The sequence below is a fragment of the Neisseria sp. P0016.S008 genome (assembly GCF_051957775.1).
GTDB lineage: Bacteria > Pseudomonadota > Gammaproteobacteria > Burkholderiales > Neisseriaceae > Neisseria > Neisseria flavescens_B.
Genome location: NZ_JBQCWB010000004.1, coordinates 77,267 through 96,377 on the forward strand (window position 1 = coordinate 77,267; position 19,111 = coordinate 96,377).

16 protein-coding genes, 1 tRNA gene and 2 pseudogenes are annotated in these 19,111 nt (G+C 46.9%); 4 read left to right on the plus strand and 15 right to left on the minus strand.

Features of this window, described 5'->3' with window-relative positions:
- Positions 1–65: 65 nt before the first annotated feature.
- The 8 genes from argF to ACTHS8_RS06415 form a co-directional block, all read right to left on the minus strand.
- Positions 66–1,061 carry an ornithine carbamoyltransferase gene (gene argF / locus ACTHS8_RS06380; protein WP_440373280.1) on the minus strand — a complete coding sequence of 332 codons (996 nt, stop codon included), beginning with the start codon at positions 1,059–1,061 and terminating at the stop codon, positions 66–68.
- 37 nt (positions 1,062–1,098) lie between these two features.
- Positions 1,099–1,782: an SLATT domain-containing protein gene (locus tag ACTHS8_RS06385; protein ID WP_440373281.1), complete on the minus strand. Its 684-nt coding sequence runs from the start codon at positions 1,780–1,782 to the stop codon at positions 1,099–1,101.
- A gap of 28 nt (positions 1,783–1,810) precedes the next feature.
- Positions 1,811–2,569 carry a methylated-DNA--[protein]-cysteine S-methyltransferase gene (locus tag ACTHS8_RS06390; protein ID WP_440373282.1) on the minus strand — a complete coding sequence of 253 codons (759 nt, stop codon included), beginning with the start codon at positions 2,567–2,569 and terminating at the stop codon, positions 1,811–1,813.
- Positions 2,570–2,663: 94 nt separating this feature from the next.
- Positions 2,664–3,797 (minus strand): succinyl-diaminopimelate desuccinylase, encoded by a 1,134-nt coding sequence (dapE, locus tag ACTHS8_RS06395; RefSeq protein WP_440373283.1) that lies wholly within the window; start codon positions 3,795–3,797, stop codon positions 2,664–2,666.
- Positions 3,798–3,897: 100 nt separating this feature from the next.
- On the minus strand, positions 3,898–4,518 hold the full coding sequence (locus ACTHS8_RS06400) for a glucose-6-phosphate 1-dehydrogenase family protein (RefSeq protein WP_004519621.1): 621 nt from the start codon (positions 4,516–4,518) through the stop codon (positions 3,898–3,900).
- A gap of 34 nt (positions 4,519–4,552) precedes the next feature.
- Positions 4,553–5,062 (minus strand): hemerythrin domain-containing protein, encoded by a 510-nt coding sequence (locus ACTHS8_RS06405; RefSeq protein ID WP_314592463.1) that lies wholly within the window; start codon positions 5,060–5,062, stop codon positions 4,553–4,555.
- Positions 5,063–5,147: 85 nt separating this feature from the next.
- A complete protein-coding gene (gene azu / locus ACTHS8_RS06410) occupies positions 5,148–5,726 on the minus strand; it encodes an azurin (RefSeq protein WP_440373284.1) in 579 nt (192 codons plus the stop codon).
- A gap of 291 nt (positions 5,727–6,017) precedes the next feature.
- Complete coding sequence (locus ACTHS8_RS06415; protein WP_295847837.1) at positions 6,018–6,440, minus strand: DciA family protein; 423 nt, start codon at positions 6,438–6,440, stop codon at positions 6,018–6,020.
- 154 nt (positions 6,441–6,594) lie between these two features.
- Between ACTHS8_RS06415 and secA the strand changes: the two genes are divergently transcribed.
- The 3 genes from secA to ACTHS8_RS06430 all read left to right on the plus strand — a co-directional run bounded on the left by secA (position 6,595) and on the right by ACTHS8_RS06430 (position 11,136).
- Positions 6,595–9,348 carry a preprotein translocase subunit SecA gene (gene secA, locus ACTHS8_RS06420; RefSeq protein ID WP_440373285.1) on the plus strand — a complete coding sequence of 918 codons (2,754 nt, stop codon included), beginning with the start codon at positions 6,595–6,597 and terminating at the stop codon, positions 9,346–9,348.
- A 132-nt stretch (positions 9,349–9,480) separates the two neighbouring features.
- Positions 9,481–10,581: a chorismate synthase gene (gene aroC, locus ACTHS8_RS06425; protein ID WP_440373286.1), complete on the plus strand. Its 1,101-nt coding sequence runs from the start codon at positions 9,481–9,483 to the stop codon at positions 10,579–10,581.
- Positions 10,582–10,698: 117 nt separating this feature from the next.
- The gene (locus ACTHS8_RS06430) at positions 10,699–11,136 is read left to right on the plus strand and encodes a ProQ/FINO family protein (protein WP_440373287.1); all 438 of its coding nucleotides are present in this window, start codon (positions 10,699–10,701) and stop codon (positions 11,134–11,136) included.
- A gap of 225 nt (positions 11,137–11,361) precedes the next feature.
- Here the strand turns inward: ACTHS8_RS06430 and ACTHS8_RS06435 are convergent, their stop codons facing one another.
- Positions 11,362–12,936 (minus strand): inorganic phosphate transporter, encoded by a 1,575-nt coding sequence (locus ACTHS8_RS06435; RefSeq protein WP_311476911.1) that lies wholly within the window; start codon positions 12,934–12,936, stop codon positions 11,362–11,364.
- A gap of 153 nt (positions 12,937–13,089) precedes the next feature.
- Between ACTHS8_RS06435 and ACTHS8_RS06440 the strand changes: the two genes are divergently transcribed.
- Entirely contained in the window at positions 13,090–14,193 is a 1,104-nt protein-coding gene (locus ACTHS8_RS06440; RefSeq protein WP_440373288.1) for an anhydro-N-acetylmuramic acid kinase, read from the plus strand.
- A 63-nt stretch (positions 14,194–14,256) separates the two neighbouring features.
- On the opposite strand, the gene ACTHS8_RS06445 is transcribed toward ACTHS8_RS06440, so the two are convergent.
- The 6 genes and pseudogenes from ACTHS8_RS06445 to ACTHS8_RS06470 form a co-directional block, all read right to left on the minus strand.
- A complete protein-coding gene (locus ACTHS8_RS06445) occupies positions 14,257–15,816 on the minus strand; it encodes a TerC family protein (RefSeq protein WP_101755888.1) in 1,560 nt (519 codons plus the stop codon).
- A gap of 260 nt (positions 15,817–16,076) precedes the next feature.
- A pseudogene (locus tag ACTHS8_RS06450) lies at positions 16,077–16,553 on the minus strand (fimb protein); the annotation flags it as partial.
- Between the two features lie 147 nt (positions 16,554–16,700).
- Positions 16,701–17,709 (minus strand): annotated as a pseudogene (locus tag ACTHS8_RS06455) (IS5 family transposase).
- Between the two features lie 199 nt (positions 17,710–17,908).
- Positions 17,909–18,304 (minus strand): hypothetical protein, encoded by a 396-nt coding sequence (locus tag ACTHS8_RS06460; protein WP_440373289.1) that lies wholly within the window; start codon positions 18,302–18,304, stop codon positions 17,909–17,911.
- 245 nt (positions 18,305–18,549) lie between these two features.
- A tRNA-Asn gene (locus ACTHS8_RS06465) sits at positions 18,550–18,625 on the minus strand.
- A gap of 98 nt (positions 18,626–18,723) precedes the next feature.
- Positions 18,724–19,083: a roadblock/LC7 domain-containing protein gene (locus tag ACTHS8_RS06470; protein WP_003679682.1), complete on the minus strand. Its 360-nt coding sequence runs from the start codon at positions 19,081–19,083 to the stop codon at positions 18,724–18,726.
- Between the last annotated feature and the right edge of the window lie 28 nt (positions 19,084–19,111).

The window sequence follows — 19,111 nt, forward strand, 5'->3', positions numbered from 1 at the left end:
TTCTTTCAGACGGCCTTTATTTAATCTCTATTAAATGAAGCGGTAAGCAATGTTGAGCGTAACAATCAATCGCCTAATGCCGCTACCATCACCGCTTTAATCGTGTGCATCCGGTTTTCTGCCTGATCAAACACGATGCTGGCTTCGCTTTCAAAGACTTCTTCCGTTACTTCCACACCATTCAGACCGAACGTCTCATAAATCCATTCGCCCACTTTGGTTTCGCGATTATGGAAAGCAGGCAGGCAATGCATAAACTTGACTTGCGGATTTTCTGCCGCCGCCATCAATGCGGGCGTAACTCGGTAATCTTTCAGCAAATCGATACGTTCCTGCCAAGCCTCTTTAGGCTCGCCCATGCTGACCCACACATCGGTATGGATAAAATCCACGCCTTTCACGGCTTCTTTCACATTCTCCGTCAACAAAATCCGTCCGCCGGTCTCTTTGGCAACAGCCTGCACCGTCTCGATAATGTTTTCAGACGGCCACAAACTTTTCGGCGCACCGATACGCACGTCCATGCCCAGTTTCGCAGCCAACACCAGCAACGAATTGGCCATGTTGTAACGCGCATCACCGACGTAGGCAAACGCAATTTGGTTCAAAGGCTTGTCGCTATGCTCGCGCATCGTCAGCGCATCGGCAAGCATTTGGGTCGGGTGAAACTCGTTGGTCAAACCGTTGAACACAGGCACGCCTGCATACTTGGCCAGCTCTTCCACCACATCCTGTCCAAAGCCGCGATACTCGATGCCGTCAAACATCCGCCCCAAAACACGCGCCGTATCCTTAATGCTTTCCTTATGCCCGATTTGGCTGGCGGACGGCTCCAGATAAGTTACCCCTGCCCCTTGGTCGCGTGCAGCGACTTCAAACGCGCAACGGGTACGGGTCGATGTTTTCTCAAAAATCAGGGCGATGTTTTTTCCCTTCATCCGTTGCACTTCGCACCCTGCTTTTTTGGCAGCTTTAAGTTCGGCAGCAAGACTCAAATAATTCAGGATTTCGTCTTGACTGAAATCAAGCAGCTTCAAAAAATGTCGGTTTTTGAGGTTCATCAATTAATTCACTTTCTAATATTCTTAAATAAATTTTCTAGGCAACTTTTAAATATTTCGTAAGAATTTGTGTAATACTAAGCAAATCCAACAAAAAAATTAATTCCAATATTACCAGCAAGAATTGAGGCACATAAGGTAATGAATTTTTAATAAAAATTTCTAGCCTAAATAATTTTCTGCATATAAAGTGCATTTCCCAATATTCAGTTAAATATAATTGCGCCTTTTTAAAATCTGATCGATTATGATTTTCGCAATTTTTTATAATTTCATGATATTGATCTGAATATTTTTTTAAATCAATATCTTTTTCATCCTTTAATTCAGACCGTATTTCACGAATCATATTCTTTAAATCAACCCCACACCTATCTAAATCACTTGCTCTTACCTCATACTTAGCTGTACCAATTATAGTTGAATATACTAATACAGAAACAGCCAAGAAGATTTGTATAACTGATAACGTTTGTGCCTCATATACCTCTTTCCTCACTATCATCTGTAATAATGGAATTAAGATTAGCCCAAGAGAAAAAATTGTCGTAGTTACAAATGCACCTTTACTTAATGTCCTAATTCTTTCTGCCGCATTAAATCGACAAACAGATGTAGTTTTTAAACTCATTAAAAAGTTCTTTACAGCATCTTTTTCATCTTTAACTATTTCGACAGGAGATAAAAATTTCTTTATTTTTTTTGAAGGATTATCTTCCATACATTTCCCTTTAACGGCATATTTATTACTAATAGTATAGCTCCATTTGATAACTATTTTGTTCCAAATTCAATAGAAGCTTCTTGCGCCTCATGCCACCTGCGTAGCCAGTCAGTTTACCGTCGCTACCGATGACACGGTGGCAGGGAATCAGGATGGACACTTTGTTCTGCCCGTTTGCAGCGGCAACGGCGCGAATGGCTTTAGGATTACCCAACTGCTGCGCCTGCTCCTTGTAGCTGCGCGTTTCGCCGTAAGGAATGGTCAGCAGCGCATCCCACACCTGCTGCTGGAAGGCTGTACCTATCGTTTCCAAAGGCGTAGTAAAAACTTTCAGACGGCCTTGAAAGTATAAATCCAATTCTTGGCGCAAAAGTTGCGTTTGCTCATTTTCTTGGAAAATAAACTGCCCGCGCAAAGCTTTTTGGACAGCCATGATTTCCTGTTCCATATGTTTCTGCCCGACAAATTCCAGCAGACACAAACCCTTACCGCCGAACACCGCCAACATCTCGCCCAACGGCGTGGCAACCGCAGCCGCAGTCAGTTCGTGCGAACTATCCGGATAACGCGTTTCCAACAGTCGGATAGCTCGGCGGATACGGACATATTCCTCAGGCGTACAACCGATACAGTCAATAAAATCCTGCTCAAACTGCTTGGCTCCGTGTTCCGTAAACCGCTCGTGCAGCAAGGCTTCGAGGTCGGCAGAAAAGTCGGTTTCCAACTGCTCGCGGATTTCATTCCACTTTGATGGAAGCGCATTTAAAGAAGGCAGAGTAATCATATTTTGCCTTGTCCAATTATCGATAACTTAAGAGAAAACAAAAAGAGCCAAAGAATCATATTGCTCTATCGTTTTTCAAAGCCTACGGGCCTTTTCACTTCAACAAACGTTTCAACATACCCTCATACACTGCCGACAGCTTCGGAATATCTTCCAAACGTACGTTTTCGTTGATTTGGTGGATGGTCGCGTTGGACGGGCCTAACTCGATGAGTTCTTTGGCAATGGCTTTGATGAAGCGTCCATCCGAAGTACCGCCGGTGGTGGACAATTCGGCCTCAACGCCACAAATCTCGGCAATTGCTTCGCGTGCCACATCGGTCAACTTTCCGGCCTGAGTTAAAAACGGTTGGCCTGAGCAAGACCACTGCAAATCGTATTGCACGCCGTGTTTGTCCAAAATGGCGTGAACGCGTTGTTTCAGCCCTTCTTCGGTAGACTCGGTAGAAAAGCGGAAATTGAATTTGACGTTCAGCTCGCCCGGAATCACGTTGGTCGCGCCTGTGCCGCCGTTGATATTGGAAATTTGGAAACTGGTCGGCGGGAAGTATTCGTTGCCCTCGTCCCAGACTTCTTGTGTCAGCTCTAACAAGGCCGGGGCAAAAGTATGCACGGGATTGATTGCCAAATGCGGATAGGCAATATGGCCTTGCTTGCCTTTGACGGTCAGGTTGCCCGACAACGAGCCGCGGCGGCCGTTTTTCAACATATCACCCAATTTATCTACGGCAGTCGGTTCGCCGACGATACAGTAATCAATCAACTCTCCGCGCGCTTTCAACACATCGACGACTTTGGTCGTACCGTCCAGCGCATCTCCCTCTTCGTCGGAAGTAATCAGAAGCGCAATACTGCCTTGGTGGTCGGGATGTTCGGCAACGAAACGCTCGCAGGCGGTAACGAAACAGGCAATGCTGGTTTTCATATCCGCCGCGCCGCGACCATACAGACGGCCTTCACGCTCGGTCGGTTCAAACGGAGGCGAATCCCATTTTTCAACAGGTCCTGTCGGTACAACGTCGGTATGCCCTGCAAAACAGACGACGGGAGCTTTCGTACCGCGTCGCAACCAGATGTTTTTGGTGTCGCCGAAATGAAGTTCTTCAGCCGCAAAACCGATTTTTTGCAGGCGTTCGGCCAGCAGTTGTTGGCAGTTTTGGTCATCCGGCGTAACAGACGGGCGGGAAATCAGCTCTTTGGCCAACTCTAAGGATTGGGTTTCGGTCATATTTGTTCACTTTGAGAAACAGGCCGTCTGAAACGTTCTGAATATAATTTTCAGACGGCCTTGAGTTTATTATGGGCAATTTGTCTTTCTGCGTCCTGAGTTATTTTCCATGACAAGCTTCGTACAGCGGCAGTAAGTCTTCCACTGTTTCCACTATCCATTTCGCGACATCCTGCTTGCCCAAATCATCGCGTTCGATGTGTTTCCCGATACAGAAGAAATCTTTGTCGTCTCGAAGCTTTCTATCGCCGTCGCTTTGTTGGGCGACGGTACGATAATCGTCATATTCGCTTTCCGCACCATGCCACATATCGAATGAAGCGTATTTTTCAGTATCAAAATTATCCAGCCAGCGGTTGTAATCAGGCAGCGCGATGGGGGAAACATCGGCTTTATAGCAGTGCCAGTCCAAGCTGACGCTCAAACGGCGGCGATTCAGCAAAATCGATAAAATCGCTGCGGAATTTTTATATTGTTCGTATTTAAAATAGGCAAAGAAATGAGCGCGCACCTGCCAGCCGTTACACCAGCGTTCGATATGCGGCGGCGCAAACGGCGCACCCAATTCGGCGGCAACCTGCTGGATCAGCTGCTGCCATACCTGCCAGTTTTCTTTATAGTCTGCCTTGATTTGCGGAATGCTTTCAGGCTGGTATTTTTTTAGCTGGGAAAACTGGAAAAAAGGGATATTGAACAAATCGCAACTTTTTGGGGTCAGCATAGTGTTTTCCTTGAGACGATTATTTCAGACGGCCTTATTTGCGGCGGCGTGCGGCCATGATTTCACCGATTTCGGTCAATTTTTCTTTGGGGATAAAGGTTTTGCCCATATCAAACAGCGGCTCTTCAATCGCCAGATGAACATCATATCCTGCGACAAAACGTTTGAATGCTTCGGCATCAGGGATATAGGCGTTGTCCGCTTCAAGCTTGGCAAATTCAGCCGCTACGCCGTTCCAGTTGCTATGCAGGCTGACATGTTGGCGCAACAGCTCGTCAACGCTTTCTTGAGCTTGTGGCGCATATTGCAATAAAAGCGGAAAGAAGTTTTCTTCTTCATCTTCATGGTGCAACGGCGCGGCAACGTTGAAATACTGGGCAATTTGGCGGATGGTTTGCAAAACAACCTGATTGCAGCCATTTTCGGCAATATAGTCCGACAACATGGCAACCTGATTGCAGAAACGGCGCACTTTGCCGTGGCAGGCGTACAGCATTTCAATGGGTTCGGCAAAAGTAACGCTTTTGGTTTCAAACGGGTTCATAGGATTTATTCTTAAATTAATGTTTCCAGATTATAACAAAACAGCCTGCGCAAGGCAGGCTGTCTGTTTTCGAGCTTTAGGCGGATTAGTCAACCAAAGTAACTTTACCGTTCATCAAAGCGCCGTGACCTGGGAAGGTACAAGCAAATTTATATTCGCCGCCGGCCAATTTAGCAGGATCCAGAGTCAGGGAAGCTTCTTCGCCACCACCGATCAGTTTGGTGTGGGCAACAACGCGTGCATCATCAGGTTTAACGTAGTCAGTGTCAGCAGCACCGGCACCGTCTTTGAAAATACCGTCCATGTCTTCAGCTTTACCGATGACGATGTTGTGGCCCATGCTGGTTTTAGGTTGGGTACCGGTGTGTTTCAAGGTGATGGTGAATTCTTTACAAGCTTTGCTTACTTGGATTTCTTTAGTGTTGAACTGCATAGCGTCGTTGGCTTCAACAGTAGTCGCGCAGTTGCCGGCAGCAGGAGCGGCAGCAGCGTCGGCTGGAGCAGCTTCAGAAGCAGGAGCTGCATCAGCAGGTGCAGTAGTTTCTGCAGGGGCAGCTTCGGAAGCGGCAGAAGCAGCAGGGGCTTCAGCAGGTTTTGCAGCTTCTTGAGAGCATGCAGCCAAGCCGATAACGGCAGCGGAAATCAGAGCCAGATAAGCTTTCATTGATGTATCTCCTAATGATGAGAGTTTTGTTAAGTTCTATTAACAGCACTACACGAATATATTAATAAAAGGCAAACGCTAAACTAAAATTTATCCGCATAGCGTGATGTGAAATTCAGGCGTTATTTTGCTACAAACTTCACACGAAATCAAAGTTTCAAGCCAAGTTTACATCAGTTTACCTAAAAGAAAACAGATACTTTTTAGGTCGTATTTCTTTAGTATTAGATGCTATCAGCCGAACGATATAAGTTTTAACATTTATTAACCGTAATCTCATCTGGCATAATTCTAACGACTGTGCTTGCGTACCAATTCTGCCAATGCCGCCGCCAATTCGGGATGTTTACCTTCCAATTTAGCTGCCGCCTCATCGAAACTGTCTAAAGCTGCCTCGCTCAATCGCAAACTATTGGTTTTCGGCTGAACCGGAGGCTTGGGGACTACCCTGACCACCACTTCCCTGACGCCTGCATGCAATGTTTGCAACTTGGGCAACATGGCAGGCAGGATCATTTTCAAACGCGAAGCAGCCATATTGTTGGCAGCAAGCAAGACCAATCTTCCGTCTTCTACGCAGGCCGTCTGAAAATGCGGATGCAGGTTGGCCGGCAAAACCGTTTTGATTTTTGCATCCAATTTCCGCCATTGTTGCGATTGTTGCAACAAGCCCGCCAATAAATGATCGCGCTTGCCTAATTGTGCTAAATCCATATGTTTCAGACGGCCTCTCAGTGAATTAACCAAACAATTACAATTGAAATACAGCAAAACCGCCTTTATTTCAAACAGCATTACCGCGTTATACAAGCGCTTGTGTTAAAATCCCAGTTTCGCCCACTATTATATCAAGGCGCAGGAATTATTCATGCTGACAAACATTGCTAAGAAAATCTTCGGCAGCCGCAACGACCGCCTGCTGAAACAATATCGTAAATCCGTTGCCAAAATCAACGCGCTTGAGAAACAAATGCAGGCATTGAGCGATGCAGAACTGCAAGCTAAAACAGCCGAATTCAAACAACGTCTCGCCGACGGACAAAGCTTGGACGACATTTTGGTCGAAGCCTTTGCCGTCTGCCGCGAAGCATCGAGCCGTGTATTGGGCATGCGCCACTTCGATGTACAGCTGATCGGCGGTATGGTCCTGCACAACGGCAAAATCGCCGAAATGCGTACCGGTGAAGGTAAAACTCTGGTGGCCACCCTTGCCGTTTACCTGAATGCATTGTCAGGGAAAGGCGTACACGTCGTTACCGTCAACGACTACCTCGCCTCCCGTGACGCGGGCATTATGGAACCGTTGTATAACTTCTTAGGCTTGAACGTCGGCGTGATCGTCGCCGATTTGCAACCTTTTGAACGCCAAACCGCTTACGGTGCCGACATTACTTACGGTACAAACAACGAATTCGGTTTCGACTACCTGCGCGACAATATGGTTACCGACCAATACGACAAAGTTCAACGCGAATTGAACTTTGCCGTTGTCGACGAAGTGGATTCCATTCTGATTGACGAAGCGCGTACGCCGCTGATTATTTCCGGCCAGGCGGATGACAACATCCAGCTCTACCGCGTGATGAACGCTGTTCCTGCCCACCTTATCCGCCAAGAAACCGAAGAAGGCGAAGGCGATTACTGGGTAGATGAAAAAGCACACCAAGTTATCCTGAGCGAAGCCGGTCACGAACACGCCGAACAAATCCTGACCCAAATGGGCTTATTGCAGGAAAACGATTCGCTCTACTCTGCCGCCAATATTTCCCTGATGCACCACCTCATGGCTGCATTGCGCGCGCACACCCTGTTCCACAAAGACCAACATTACGTCATTCAAGACGGCGAAATCGTGATTGTGGACGAATTCACAGGCCGTCTGATGGCCGGCCGCCGCTGGTCAGAAGGCTTGCACCAAGCCGTTGAAGCCAAAGAAGGTGTAGAAATCAAACGCGAAAACCAAACGCTCGCGTCCATTACCTTCCAAAACTACTTCCGCCTGTACAGCAAACTGTCCGGCATGACCGGTACGGCCGACACCGAAGCCTTCGAGTTCCAAAGCATTTACAACCTCGAAACCGTCATCATCCCGACCAACCGTCCTGTACAACGTAAAGACTTCAACGACCAAATCTTCCGTTCAGCCGAAGAAAAATTTGAAGCCGTCGTCAAAGACATCGCCGAATGCCACAAAAACGGTCAACCGGTTTTGGTCGGTACAACCAGCATCGAAAACTCCGAACTGGTTTCCCGCTTATTACACGAAGCAGGTCTGCCGCATAACGTTCTGAACGCCAAAGAACACGAGCGCGAGGCATTAATTGTCGCTCAAGCCGGTAAAGTCGGCGCGATTACCGTTGCCACCAACATGGCAGGCCGCGGTACCGACATTGTCTTGGGCGGCAACCTCAAACATCAAATCGAAGCCATCCACGCCGATGAAACCTTGAGCGAACAGCAAAAACAAGCGCAAATTTCCGCCCTTGAAAGCGGTTGGCAAGCCGAACACGACCAAGTTGTCGCCGCAGGCGGTTTGCACATTATCGGTACAGAACGCCATGAAAGCCGCCGTATCGACAACCAGTTGCGCGGTCGCGCGGGCCGTCAGGGCGACCCCGGCTCCAGCCGTTTCTATCTGTCGTTTGAAGACCCATTGTTGCGCCTGTTTGCACTCGACCGTGCCGCCGCCATCCTCAACCGCCTGGCACCTGAACGCGGCGTCGCCATCGAACACGGCCTTCTGACCCGTCAAATCGAAGGCGCACAACGTAAAGTCGAAGGCCGCAACTTCGATATGCGCAAACAAGTTTTGGAATACGATGACGTAGCCAACGACCAACGTAAAGTGATTTACCATCAACGCAACGAAATCCTGACCAGCAAAGACGTCAGCGATTTGACCCGCGAAATCCGTGCCGACGTTATCAGCGACTTGGTTGATTACCACATCCCGCCTGACAGCATGGAAGAGCAATGGGACATTCCGGCACTGGAGCACCAACTTGCCGCCGATTTCCGCCTGCATGTCGATATTAAAGGCTGGCTGAAAGAAGACAGCACTTTGGACAACCAAGACATTAAAGAACGCCTCATCAAGCGCATCGAAGACGAGTATGCCGAAAAAGTTGAATTGGTCGGCAAACAGGCTATGTCAGACTTCGAACGCAATGTTATGCTGCAAGTTATCGACAACCAATGGCGCGAACACCTCGCCGCCATGGACTACTTGCGCCAAGGTATCCATCTGCGCAGCTATGCTCAGAAAAATCCGAAACAGGAATACAAACGCGAAGCTTTCGCCATGTTTGAAAACCTGTGGCGCGGCATCAAACAAAACATTGCCGCTTTGCTGACCGCCGTTCAAATCGAGCGCAACAGCGAATACGACCACACTGCCGCACAAAGCGTCAGCGATGTTCAGACTGTCCACTCCGATGCGCCTGATATGGAAGAATTGCTCGGTCAATCGCAAACCGATTTGGTTACCGAAGCATTCGATCCAGACGGCACAGACTTCAGCCCCGAAGCGCTTGCACAAAACGGCCTGATTGTTCACCGCAACGATCCTTGCCCTTGCGGCAGCGGCCTGAAATACAAACAGTGCCACGGTAAATTGAACTAAGCAGTCATCTCAAAAGGCCGTCTGAACAAGTGTAAAAACGAAATCAAAGATTCTCGTTTTACCGTTCAGACGGCCTGAGAATTATCCAAACAAGTAAAAAATTTCCAAACCCAATTTCAAAAGAGTATCCCTATGGCAGGCAATACCTTCGGACAAATCTTTACCGTTACCACTTTCGGCGAAAGCCACGGCGCAGGCTTGGGCTGCATCATTGACGGCTGCCCGCCCGGATTAGAATTGAGCGAAGCAGATATCCAGCTTGATCTTGACCGCCGCAAACCCGGCACCAGCCGCCACGTTACCCAACGCCGCGAAGCCGACCAAGTCGAAATCCTCTCCGGCGTATTCGAAGGCAAAACCACCGGTACACCCATCGCCCTCTTGATCCGCAATACCGACCAGCGCAGCAAAGACTATGGCAATATTGCCACCAGTTTCCGCCCCGGACATGCCGATTACACCTACTGGCATAAATACGGTACACGTGACTATCGCGGCGGCGGTAGAAGTTCCGCCCGTGAAACCGCTGCCCGCGTTGCAGCCGGAGCAGTTGCAAAAAAATGGCTGAAAGAAAAATTCGGTACTGAAATTACCGCCTACGTTACCCAAGTCGGTGAAAAAGAAATCCAGTTTGAAGGTTACGAATATATTTCCCAAAATCCTTTTTTTGCTGCAAACCAAAGCCAAATTGAGGACTTGGAAAACTATATGGACAGCGTGCGCAAATCATTGGATTCTGTCGGCGCAAAACTTCATATCGAAGCAGCCAACGTCCCTGTCGGCTTGGGAGAACCGGTTTTTGACCGCCTCGATGCAGAAATTGCCTACGCCATGATGGGCATCAATGCTGTCAAAGGCGTGGAAATCGGTGCAGGTTTTGATAGCGTAACGCAACGCGGCAGCGAGCATGGCGACGAGCTCACGCCACAAGGCTTTCTATCCAACCACTCAGGCGGCATCTTGGGCGGCATCAGCACCGGACAAGACATTCATATGAATATTGCCATCAAACCGACCAGTTCCATCGCTACACCGCGTCGCAGCATTGATATAGAGGGCAACCCTGTCGAGCTTGCCACACACGGCCGCCACGACCCCTGCGTCGGCCTACGCGCCGCTCCGATTGCTGAAGCCATGCTGGCCTTGGTATTGATTGACCACGCCTTACGCCATCGTGCGCAAAATGCCGATGTTCATGTTAATACACCGGACATTGCCAAACTGGAAAAATAACCGTTTACGTCTGAATATTCTCAGAAAAATTTAGCCAAATCACAGTCTTTATACTACAATAGCACCTTATTGCCGTATGACGAAAATACGGATTTATATTAGAGGAATACAACCGCAATGGCACAAGAAACCGCTTTGGGCGCTGCGCTGAAATCTGCCGTCCAAACCATGAGCAAGAAAAAACAGACAGACATGATTGCCGACCACATTTACGGCAAATATGATGTATTTAAACGATTCAAACCGTTGGCCGTCGGCATCGACCAAGACTTGGTTGCCGCCCTGCCCCAATACGACCCTGCACTGATTGCACGCGTACTGGCCAACCACTGCCGCCGTCCGCGCTATCTGAAAGCACTGGCTCGCGGCGGCAAACGTTTTGACTTGAACAACCGCTTCAAAGGCGAAGTCAGTGCAGAAGAACAAACCATCGCCCAACAACACCCAGCCGTTCAACAGGCATTGGCTGCACAAGCCGAACGTCAAGCCGCTAAGGCTACCGCTGAAGCAGAAGCTGCTCCTGCTCAAGCTGAGACCAATGAAGTTGCTGAATAATGTTCAGACGGCCTGATAAGGCTTGCACTAAATAAATAGAGCCCCAAATTCAATACGACATCTTTAACGTCTATGAATTGGGGCTTTTTTATTACCTTAACCTTATAGTGGGCTGATTAAAAATAGCTTTGTTTGTTCATAACAAACTAAAATCTCCTCTTAATGAACATAAATAAAGGCCGTCTGAAACATCTTTCAGACGGCCTTTCTAAATCAAATAATCAATTAAAACACTGCTTGTAAAACCAAATAGCTGACAACAGACAAAACGGCAGCGGCAGGCAAGGTAATCACCCAAGCAAGGCCGATCGGTTTCATCAATTTCCAGTTGGCATTGCGGTTAACCAAGCCGATACCCAAAACTGCACCCACCAAGATATGGGTACTGGAAACGGGCAAGCCCATAAATGATGCAGCCATCACAACGGCTGCGGCAGAAAGTTCTGCAGAAAAACCTGATGCAGGGTGCATTTCTGCCAAGCTGGTGCCTACAGTTTTAATCACCTCTTTACCGACAAACCATAAGCCGACGATCAAAGCGATACCGAAAGTCAACATGGCAATCGGCGGTACGGCGTTTTGAGCAGTAATGCTGTTAGTACGTAACACATCCATAATCGCGGCAAACGGACCAATCGCATTGGCAATATCGTTTGCACCATGGCTGAATGCGAAACCGCAAGCGGTAAATACCTGCATCCATGAAAACATTTGGAAGGTCGATTTATCCAAATCTTTACGTTTTAAACTTTTGGCAAATACAAACGTACCCATCCAAATAGCCGCACCGATCATGAAAATGGTCAGGAAGCTGTTCACATTGCTCATGCCCAAATGCAGATTTTTCAGACCTTTGAAAATCAACATGGCCGCAATCATCATACCGCCGACAGAAGCAATAAACGGCACCCAAGAATGCAGGGCTCTGTAAGAATCTACTTCACCCTTACGGCTGTCAAAGCGGTGCAGACCACGATAATACTCAGACTGCAATTCTGCAGGATCAAAGTCCGGCTCATCATAGATTTGGGCATCATGCGCCATTTTGGTGGCGTATTCGACTTTTTCAGATTCACTTAAGGCTTCAAAAAACAGGCGATGCTCTTCTTTATAGGCTTTCTTCTCCAGCTTGATGCCTTTGAGCGTATTATCAGCCCAAGAGTTGTAGTCTAAAACGTTTTTCTTAATTCGTGAAAACAACAGATAGGAAACGATGCCACCCAAAACCGGAGACAATATCCAAGACAAGGCAATTTCGCCCAACTTGTCCCATTGAATCAGCGCAACGGAATCCACACCGTTCAATGCCGCCATACACAAGGCGCTACCGACGATACCGCCGATAATGGCATGTGTCGTGGAAACCGGCAGGCCTTTGTGCGATGCAAAAAGCAGCCACAATGCCGCAGCCAAAAGCGCAGACATCATAATAAAGACAAACTGCATCGGATCAAGATGCATGCCATTCAAATCGACAATACCCTTACGGATGGTATCTGTTACCTCGCCGCCGGCGATCACTGCGCCGCTGACTTCAAATACTGCCGCAATTAGCAAGGCTTGCGGAATGGTCAATGTGCCGGAGCCGACACTTGTACCGAAAGAGTTGGCAATATCGTTACCACCCACATTAAACGCCATAAAGACGCCGAAAAAGGTAGCAAGGATAAACAGGCCGGAGTGGTTGTAGTGGGTATAACCCAAGCCCCAATAAATAAAATAGCCGACCATGCTCACAAGCATAGCGGCAAAAACCGTATTAATCAGCTTCAAGTTCGCACTCGACTGAGTTTGAGCCATGGAAAGTTTCCTTTTGGAAAACATGTTGAGTCGCGTTATTTTAACCTCTTTGTAATCTTTCTTGCACCAACTATTTACATTAAATGCCGAAATTCCCGTAAAAACGTCAAAAGGCGTTAAAATGTCATTTTACCTTCTCTTTCTGTAACCGAAATGCAACCCCAATACTATATCGGCATCATGTCCGGAACCAGCATGGACGGTGCCGATGCCGTACTGATTCAAATGCAGGGCAAGCAATGGCAACGCGCCGTTGCTCATAGCTTTCTACCCTATTCAGACGGCCTGCGCCAAGAATTATTGGCACTGCAAGACATAGGCGAAAATGAATTGCACAGAAGCAATATCCTGGCGCAAACACTCAGCCACCTATACGCCCAAACCGTCCAACAACTATTGACAGAACAAAACCTGTCGGCCAAAAACATTGCCGCGATCGGCTGCCACGGACAAACCATCCGCCATGCGCCAGAATACGGTTACAGCATTCAATTGGTCAACCTCTCGCTTTTAGCCGAGCTGACCGGCATTTTCACGGTCGGCGACTTCCGCAGCCGCGACCTTGCCTGCAATGGTCAAGGTGCGCCCCTCGTCCCCGCTTTTCACGAAGCGCTGTTTCAAGATGCGAATGAAACCCGAGCCGTACTCAACATTGGCGGCATTTCCAATATCAGCATTCTTCCACCCGACAGCCCTTCTTTCGGCTTCGATACCGGCCCCGGCAATATGTTGATGGACGCATGGATGCAACATATTTGGCGACAGCCTTACGACAAAAACGGGGAAAAAGCCGCACAAGGCAAAGTCCTCCCAGACCTGCTCGCTTCCCTACTCGACCATCCTTACTTCAGCCGCCCTTATCCGAAAAGTACAGGCCGAGAATTGTTTTCTCTAAGCTGGCTTCAAGGCCGTCTGAAAGGTAATGAAAAGCCGGAAGATGTGATACGCACATTGGTCTTTTATACTGCACAAACCATTTTTGATGCGACTAAACAAGCTGCTCCGGCAATTCATAATCTTTATATCTGCGGCGGCGGCATCCGCAATCCGGTTTTGATGCAAGACTTGGAAACCCTGTTTTCCCCCGACACCAAATTGCACAGCACAGCCAAGCTCCATCTTGACCCGCAATGGGTCGAAGCCGCCGCTTTCGCCTGGCTTGCCGCCTGTTGGTGCAATCAAGTTCCAAGCAATCCCCACCATGCAACCGGCGCACATTCACACCGAATCTTAGGCTCGGGACATTACGGCAACTAAAATTGAATCAATAAAAAGGCCGTCTGAACATTTTCAGACGGCCTTTACTATATTAGCTTTTACTTATTCTTCTTCCGGCAAACGATTGATTTTTACACGGGTAATCCGTTGTCCGTCCTTCTCAACCACTTCAAAACGCCAGCCATGGTAATCGATGAAATCGCCCACATCAGGAATACTTTGCAATTCTTCCATGATCAAGCCGGCAACGGTATGGAAGTCCGCGTCTTCCTCTTGAGCAGGCAGATTTAATTGTGAAGCCAATTCCACATACTCCAATGCACCATCCACAGACAGTGTTTCATCCTGACTGGCTGGAGCAGCTTCTTCTTCCTCACGCTCAAACTCTTCGGGAAACTCACCGGCAATGGTTTCCAACAAATCTTTCATGGTTACCATACCCAGCACCGCGCCAAACTCGTCCACCACCAACGCATAATCCGCGCTGCTTTGACGGAACAATTCTATAGCATTCAATGCCGTCGTACTGTCCGGCAAAATCAATGGTTGGCGCAAGGCCGTCTGAATATTGATTTCTCCCGATTCAAGCAGCTGGTTCAGCAAATCTTTTTTACTGATATATCCCAAAGGCTCATCTACACCTGCCTTACCGACAACCAACAAACGGCTATACGGCGTATTTTTCAGCTGCGCATTTTGCTCTTCCCGACTTTGGGAAATATCCAATTTCTCAATTTCCCGACGCGGAATCATCACGCCCATAATCGGACGCTCCGCCAAAGTCAGCACGCTGCGAATCATGGATTTTTCGTTTTCTTCAAAATGCTCGTCATCGCCGCCATTATCGCCTGCTTTTGCCAAAATGCTTTCACGGATACCCATCATGCCCAACACATTTTCAGCGGTGCGCTTACGCCAAGAAGTGCTGATGTAGTCATTTTTGCGGGCATTCTTTTGCGAAACCTGATTAAACAGTTCGATCAAAATCGAGAAGCCGATCGCCGCATACAAATAGCCTTTCGGAATATGGAAATGGAAGGCTTCCGCAATCAGGCTAAAACCGATCATCAACAAGAAACCCAGACACAACATCACAACGGTCGGATGCTTGTCCACAAAGGCAGTCAACAGTTTGCTGGCGGAAATCATCACCGTCATCGCCACAACAACCGCACCCATTGCCACCACAATATGATCCACCATCGCCACTGCCGTAATGACAGAATCGATAGAGAAAACCGCATCTAAAATCAAGATTTGCGCCACAACGCCCCAAAAAGCAGAATGCTTCTTCTGCCCTTCAGCAACAGCAAATTGATTATGACCTTCAAGGCGTTCATGCAGCTCGGTAGTTGCTTTATAAAGCAGGAAAATACCGCCGGCAAACATAATCATATCTTTACCGGAAATCTCCAAGCCGCCCAGCTCAAACAAAGGACGTGTCAGCGTCATGATGTGCGCCATAAAGCCCAGCATGAAAATCCGAATAACAACGGCCAAACCCAAGCCCGTTATCCGCGCCCTATCACGTTGCGATGGTTTAACCTTGTTTGCCAAAATCGCTACGAAAACAAGGTTATCAATACCTAAAACAACTTCCAAAACCAGAAGCGTGGCAAAGCCTATCCAAGTATGCGGCTCTGCCAACCAACTGAAATCCATAATGATTGTGTTCCTTTAAAATACAAAAAGGCAGCCGTTCCGCTTAAAACGGACAGACTGCCAAAGTTCGGACATAAATAAAGGGAAAGAAGCGGTATAACAACTACTCTGCTCTGCGTCTTTCATGAAAAATTTATGCCTCGGTCAAAAATAATGGCAAACAGTTTATCAGTTTGACGAAAGAAAGGCAAAGTCTGACAGCATATTTTCTTTTAAAAACAGCCTACACCATTACTTACCCGCTTTCAGACGGCCTTTTCTTACTTGATAAAACCATCAATCGGCGCATAACCCAAGAAATCTGCCTGATCATTCAATATCACAACCCATTCTTTACTTCGCGCACTGGTAAATGGCAAGAAATACAACTTTTTCCCATAGTTTTCCAGCGAAGCCAGTTTTAAAATTGACTCCTCACTCATGCCACGGGCTTTTGCCAAGACAGACAACGGTTTCATTGCCCTACGAATTTTCTCACGTTCCTGCAGCGAATCTGGCAACCACCAAGAAGGCCTCATACTCGGTTCAATACCTTTCAAAGACAAATCAAGACTTTGATTAGCCTCATCCGGACTCGTTGCCTCACGCAACCCAACACGACGCACGCCAAACCAAGATAAATCCTGCAAATCCTTTGGACCATGGCTCAAATCATTTACATCAATTTCTGCAGCAGTTACCACATTTATCCTATCGGTTTCAAATGCGGTAACCACTGGATGTACCAAAGATACACTGAGACCTTTGCAAAATTCCTTTTCCCCAACAGCCGAAACCTAAATAAAGATTTTCGGTTATTTTTGTTTCAAATATCCACTGATTCTACTCAAATACCTCCTTAATCCCCCTTGGATACCTGATTAATCAGGCATCCGGGCCGCCTTTTAGGCAGCTACAGACACACTTAGCCTGTTAGCCGCTTTCAACAGGTTCAAACACATCGCCTTCAGATGGCTTTGCGCACTCACTTTAATCAGCCCGAAATAGGCTGCCCGGGCATAGCGGAATTTACGGTGCAGCGTACCGAAGCTTTGTTCGACCACATAACGGGTCTTTGACAAATATCGGTTGCGTTTGGTTTGCGCTTCCGACAGCGGATGTTTGCAGTGGGCTTTGCGCATAATGCCGTCTAACAACTGATGCTCTTTCAGATGTTGCCGGTTTTCCTCACTGTCATAGCCTTTGTCGGCATAGACGGTCGTACCTTTGGGCAGACCTTCCAACAAAGGTGACAGGTGTTTGCACTCATGGGCATCGGCGGGGGTAATGTGCAGTTTCTCGATATAGCCTTCCTCATCGGTACGGGTATGTTGTTTGTAACCGAGTTTGTAGAGGCCGTTTTTCTTTGTCCAACGGGCATCGCTGTCTTTACTCGGTGTGGTTTGGCCGCTGACTTATCCTTCTTCGTCAACTTCTATGGCCTGACGCTGTTTGCTGCCGGCAGTCTGAATAATGGTGGCGTCAACAACGGCGGCGGATGCTTTCTCTACTTTTAGGCCTTTTTCGGTCGGTTGGCGGTTAATCAGTTCCAGCAATTCGGATAGGGTGTTGTCTTGCGCCAGCCAGTTGCGGTAGCGGCATAAGGTACTGTAATCGGGGATGCTCAGTTCGTCAAAACGGCAAAACAGGTTGAAATCGATGCGGGTGATGAGGCTGTGTTCGAGTTCGGGATCGGAAAGGCTGTGCCATTGTCCGAGCAGGACGGCTTTGAACATGGACAACAGGGGATAGGCGGGACAGCCGCGGTGGTCTCGAAGGTAACGGGTTTTTTGACGATTCAGGTATTGTTCGATCGGCTACTAATCAATCACCTGATCCAACTTCAATAGTGGGGAAGCGGTCGATGTGTTTGGCAATCATGGCTTGGGCAGTTTGCTGGAAGAAGGTAGTCATGGAAAATCCCCTAAATGTCTTAGTGGGAATTTAGGGGATTTTGGGGAATTTTGTAAAGGTCTTCAGCTATATCGAAATAATCATCAGCCTATATAGTGGCATGTGGTATTACTCGGAAAAATAAAAAATGCCGTCTGAAATTAAGATTTTCAGACGGCACGGTTTATATAGACAATAATTTTCTTAGAAAATATAACGATTATATTCTTTCAGAAATTACGGATATATTTAATCTCCATACAGTTAAAGTAATTAATCTGCCATCTAAATAAGAATATTTTAATTGAAGAGCATCATCTACAAAGCAAATATTTCCAGCTGTAAATGTATTGCCATCTAGCCTACCTGTTATCTTATATTGTGTACTATCACCTATTCTTTCAAAAGGAATAATAACAGATTCATCTGTATTAACCTCTTCCAATATAAACTTATCAACAATGAAATAGTCAAGTTCCACATTGTAAACTTTATTTACTTCAATAGCCATTGGACAATAATCGAGGAAACAATATAGATCGTTATTTTCTATAGAAAAATATGCAAATTCCTCAATTGTTTCATCCATTTTTTTTAGCTTTGCTGAGTAAATCATTTTTAACCTTTCATAAATTATTTTACTTCATAAATTGTTTTATCTTTTGGATTGCTACGATTTATAGTTCTCCAAAACTCTTTTCCACTTTTCACATGGATGGTTGTGATGGCACTTTAATAATTTGTTCCTATAAAGGCTGATGAATTAAGTATAATCATTTAATCAATCATCATCAAAATATCTTAAAATATTAACCAATAGATAAAATAAAAACCACCATGTAACATGGTGGTTTTAAAATTTGGCTCCCCGACCTGGGCTCGAACCAGGGACCTGCGGATTAACAGTCCGTCGCTCTACCGACTGAGCTATCGGGGAATTAAAAATGGAATTATATAGAAAATATCAGAAACTTGTCAAGCAACAATCTATATAAAAACAAAAATATTTTTATATCTTTTTAATTTATAAAACTTTTATAAGATTTCAGCAATTTGTTTGGCCGCACGTTTCGCATCCAACAAAATCAAGCCTAATTTACCGCTTTCTTTTGCCATCAATGCCAACACTGCATTTTCACCTGCTTGACTCAACAGAATATAGCCATTTTTACCTTTAACCATTACCTGATCCAACTCACCGCAAGCCAACTCATGTACGGAACGATTGCCCAATGCCAAAAGCGTTGCCGACATCGCACCTACACGGTCTGCATTCAGGTGTGAAGGCAGCATGGTTGCGATCGGCAGGCCGTCTGTAGAAATAACTGCAGAAGCAGTGATATCAGCCGAGGTATTGTTCAAATCGCTTAATACAGAGATTAATAGTTGTTGCATAGTCGCTCCATTCTAAAATAAATATCGG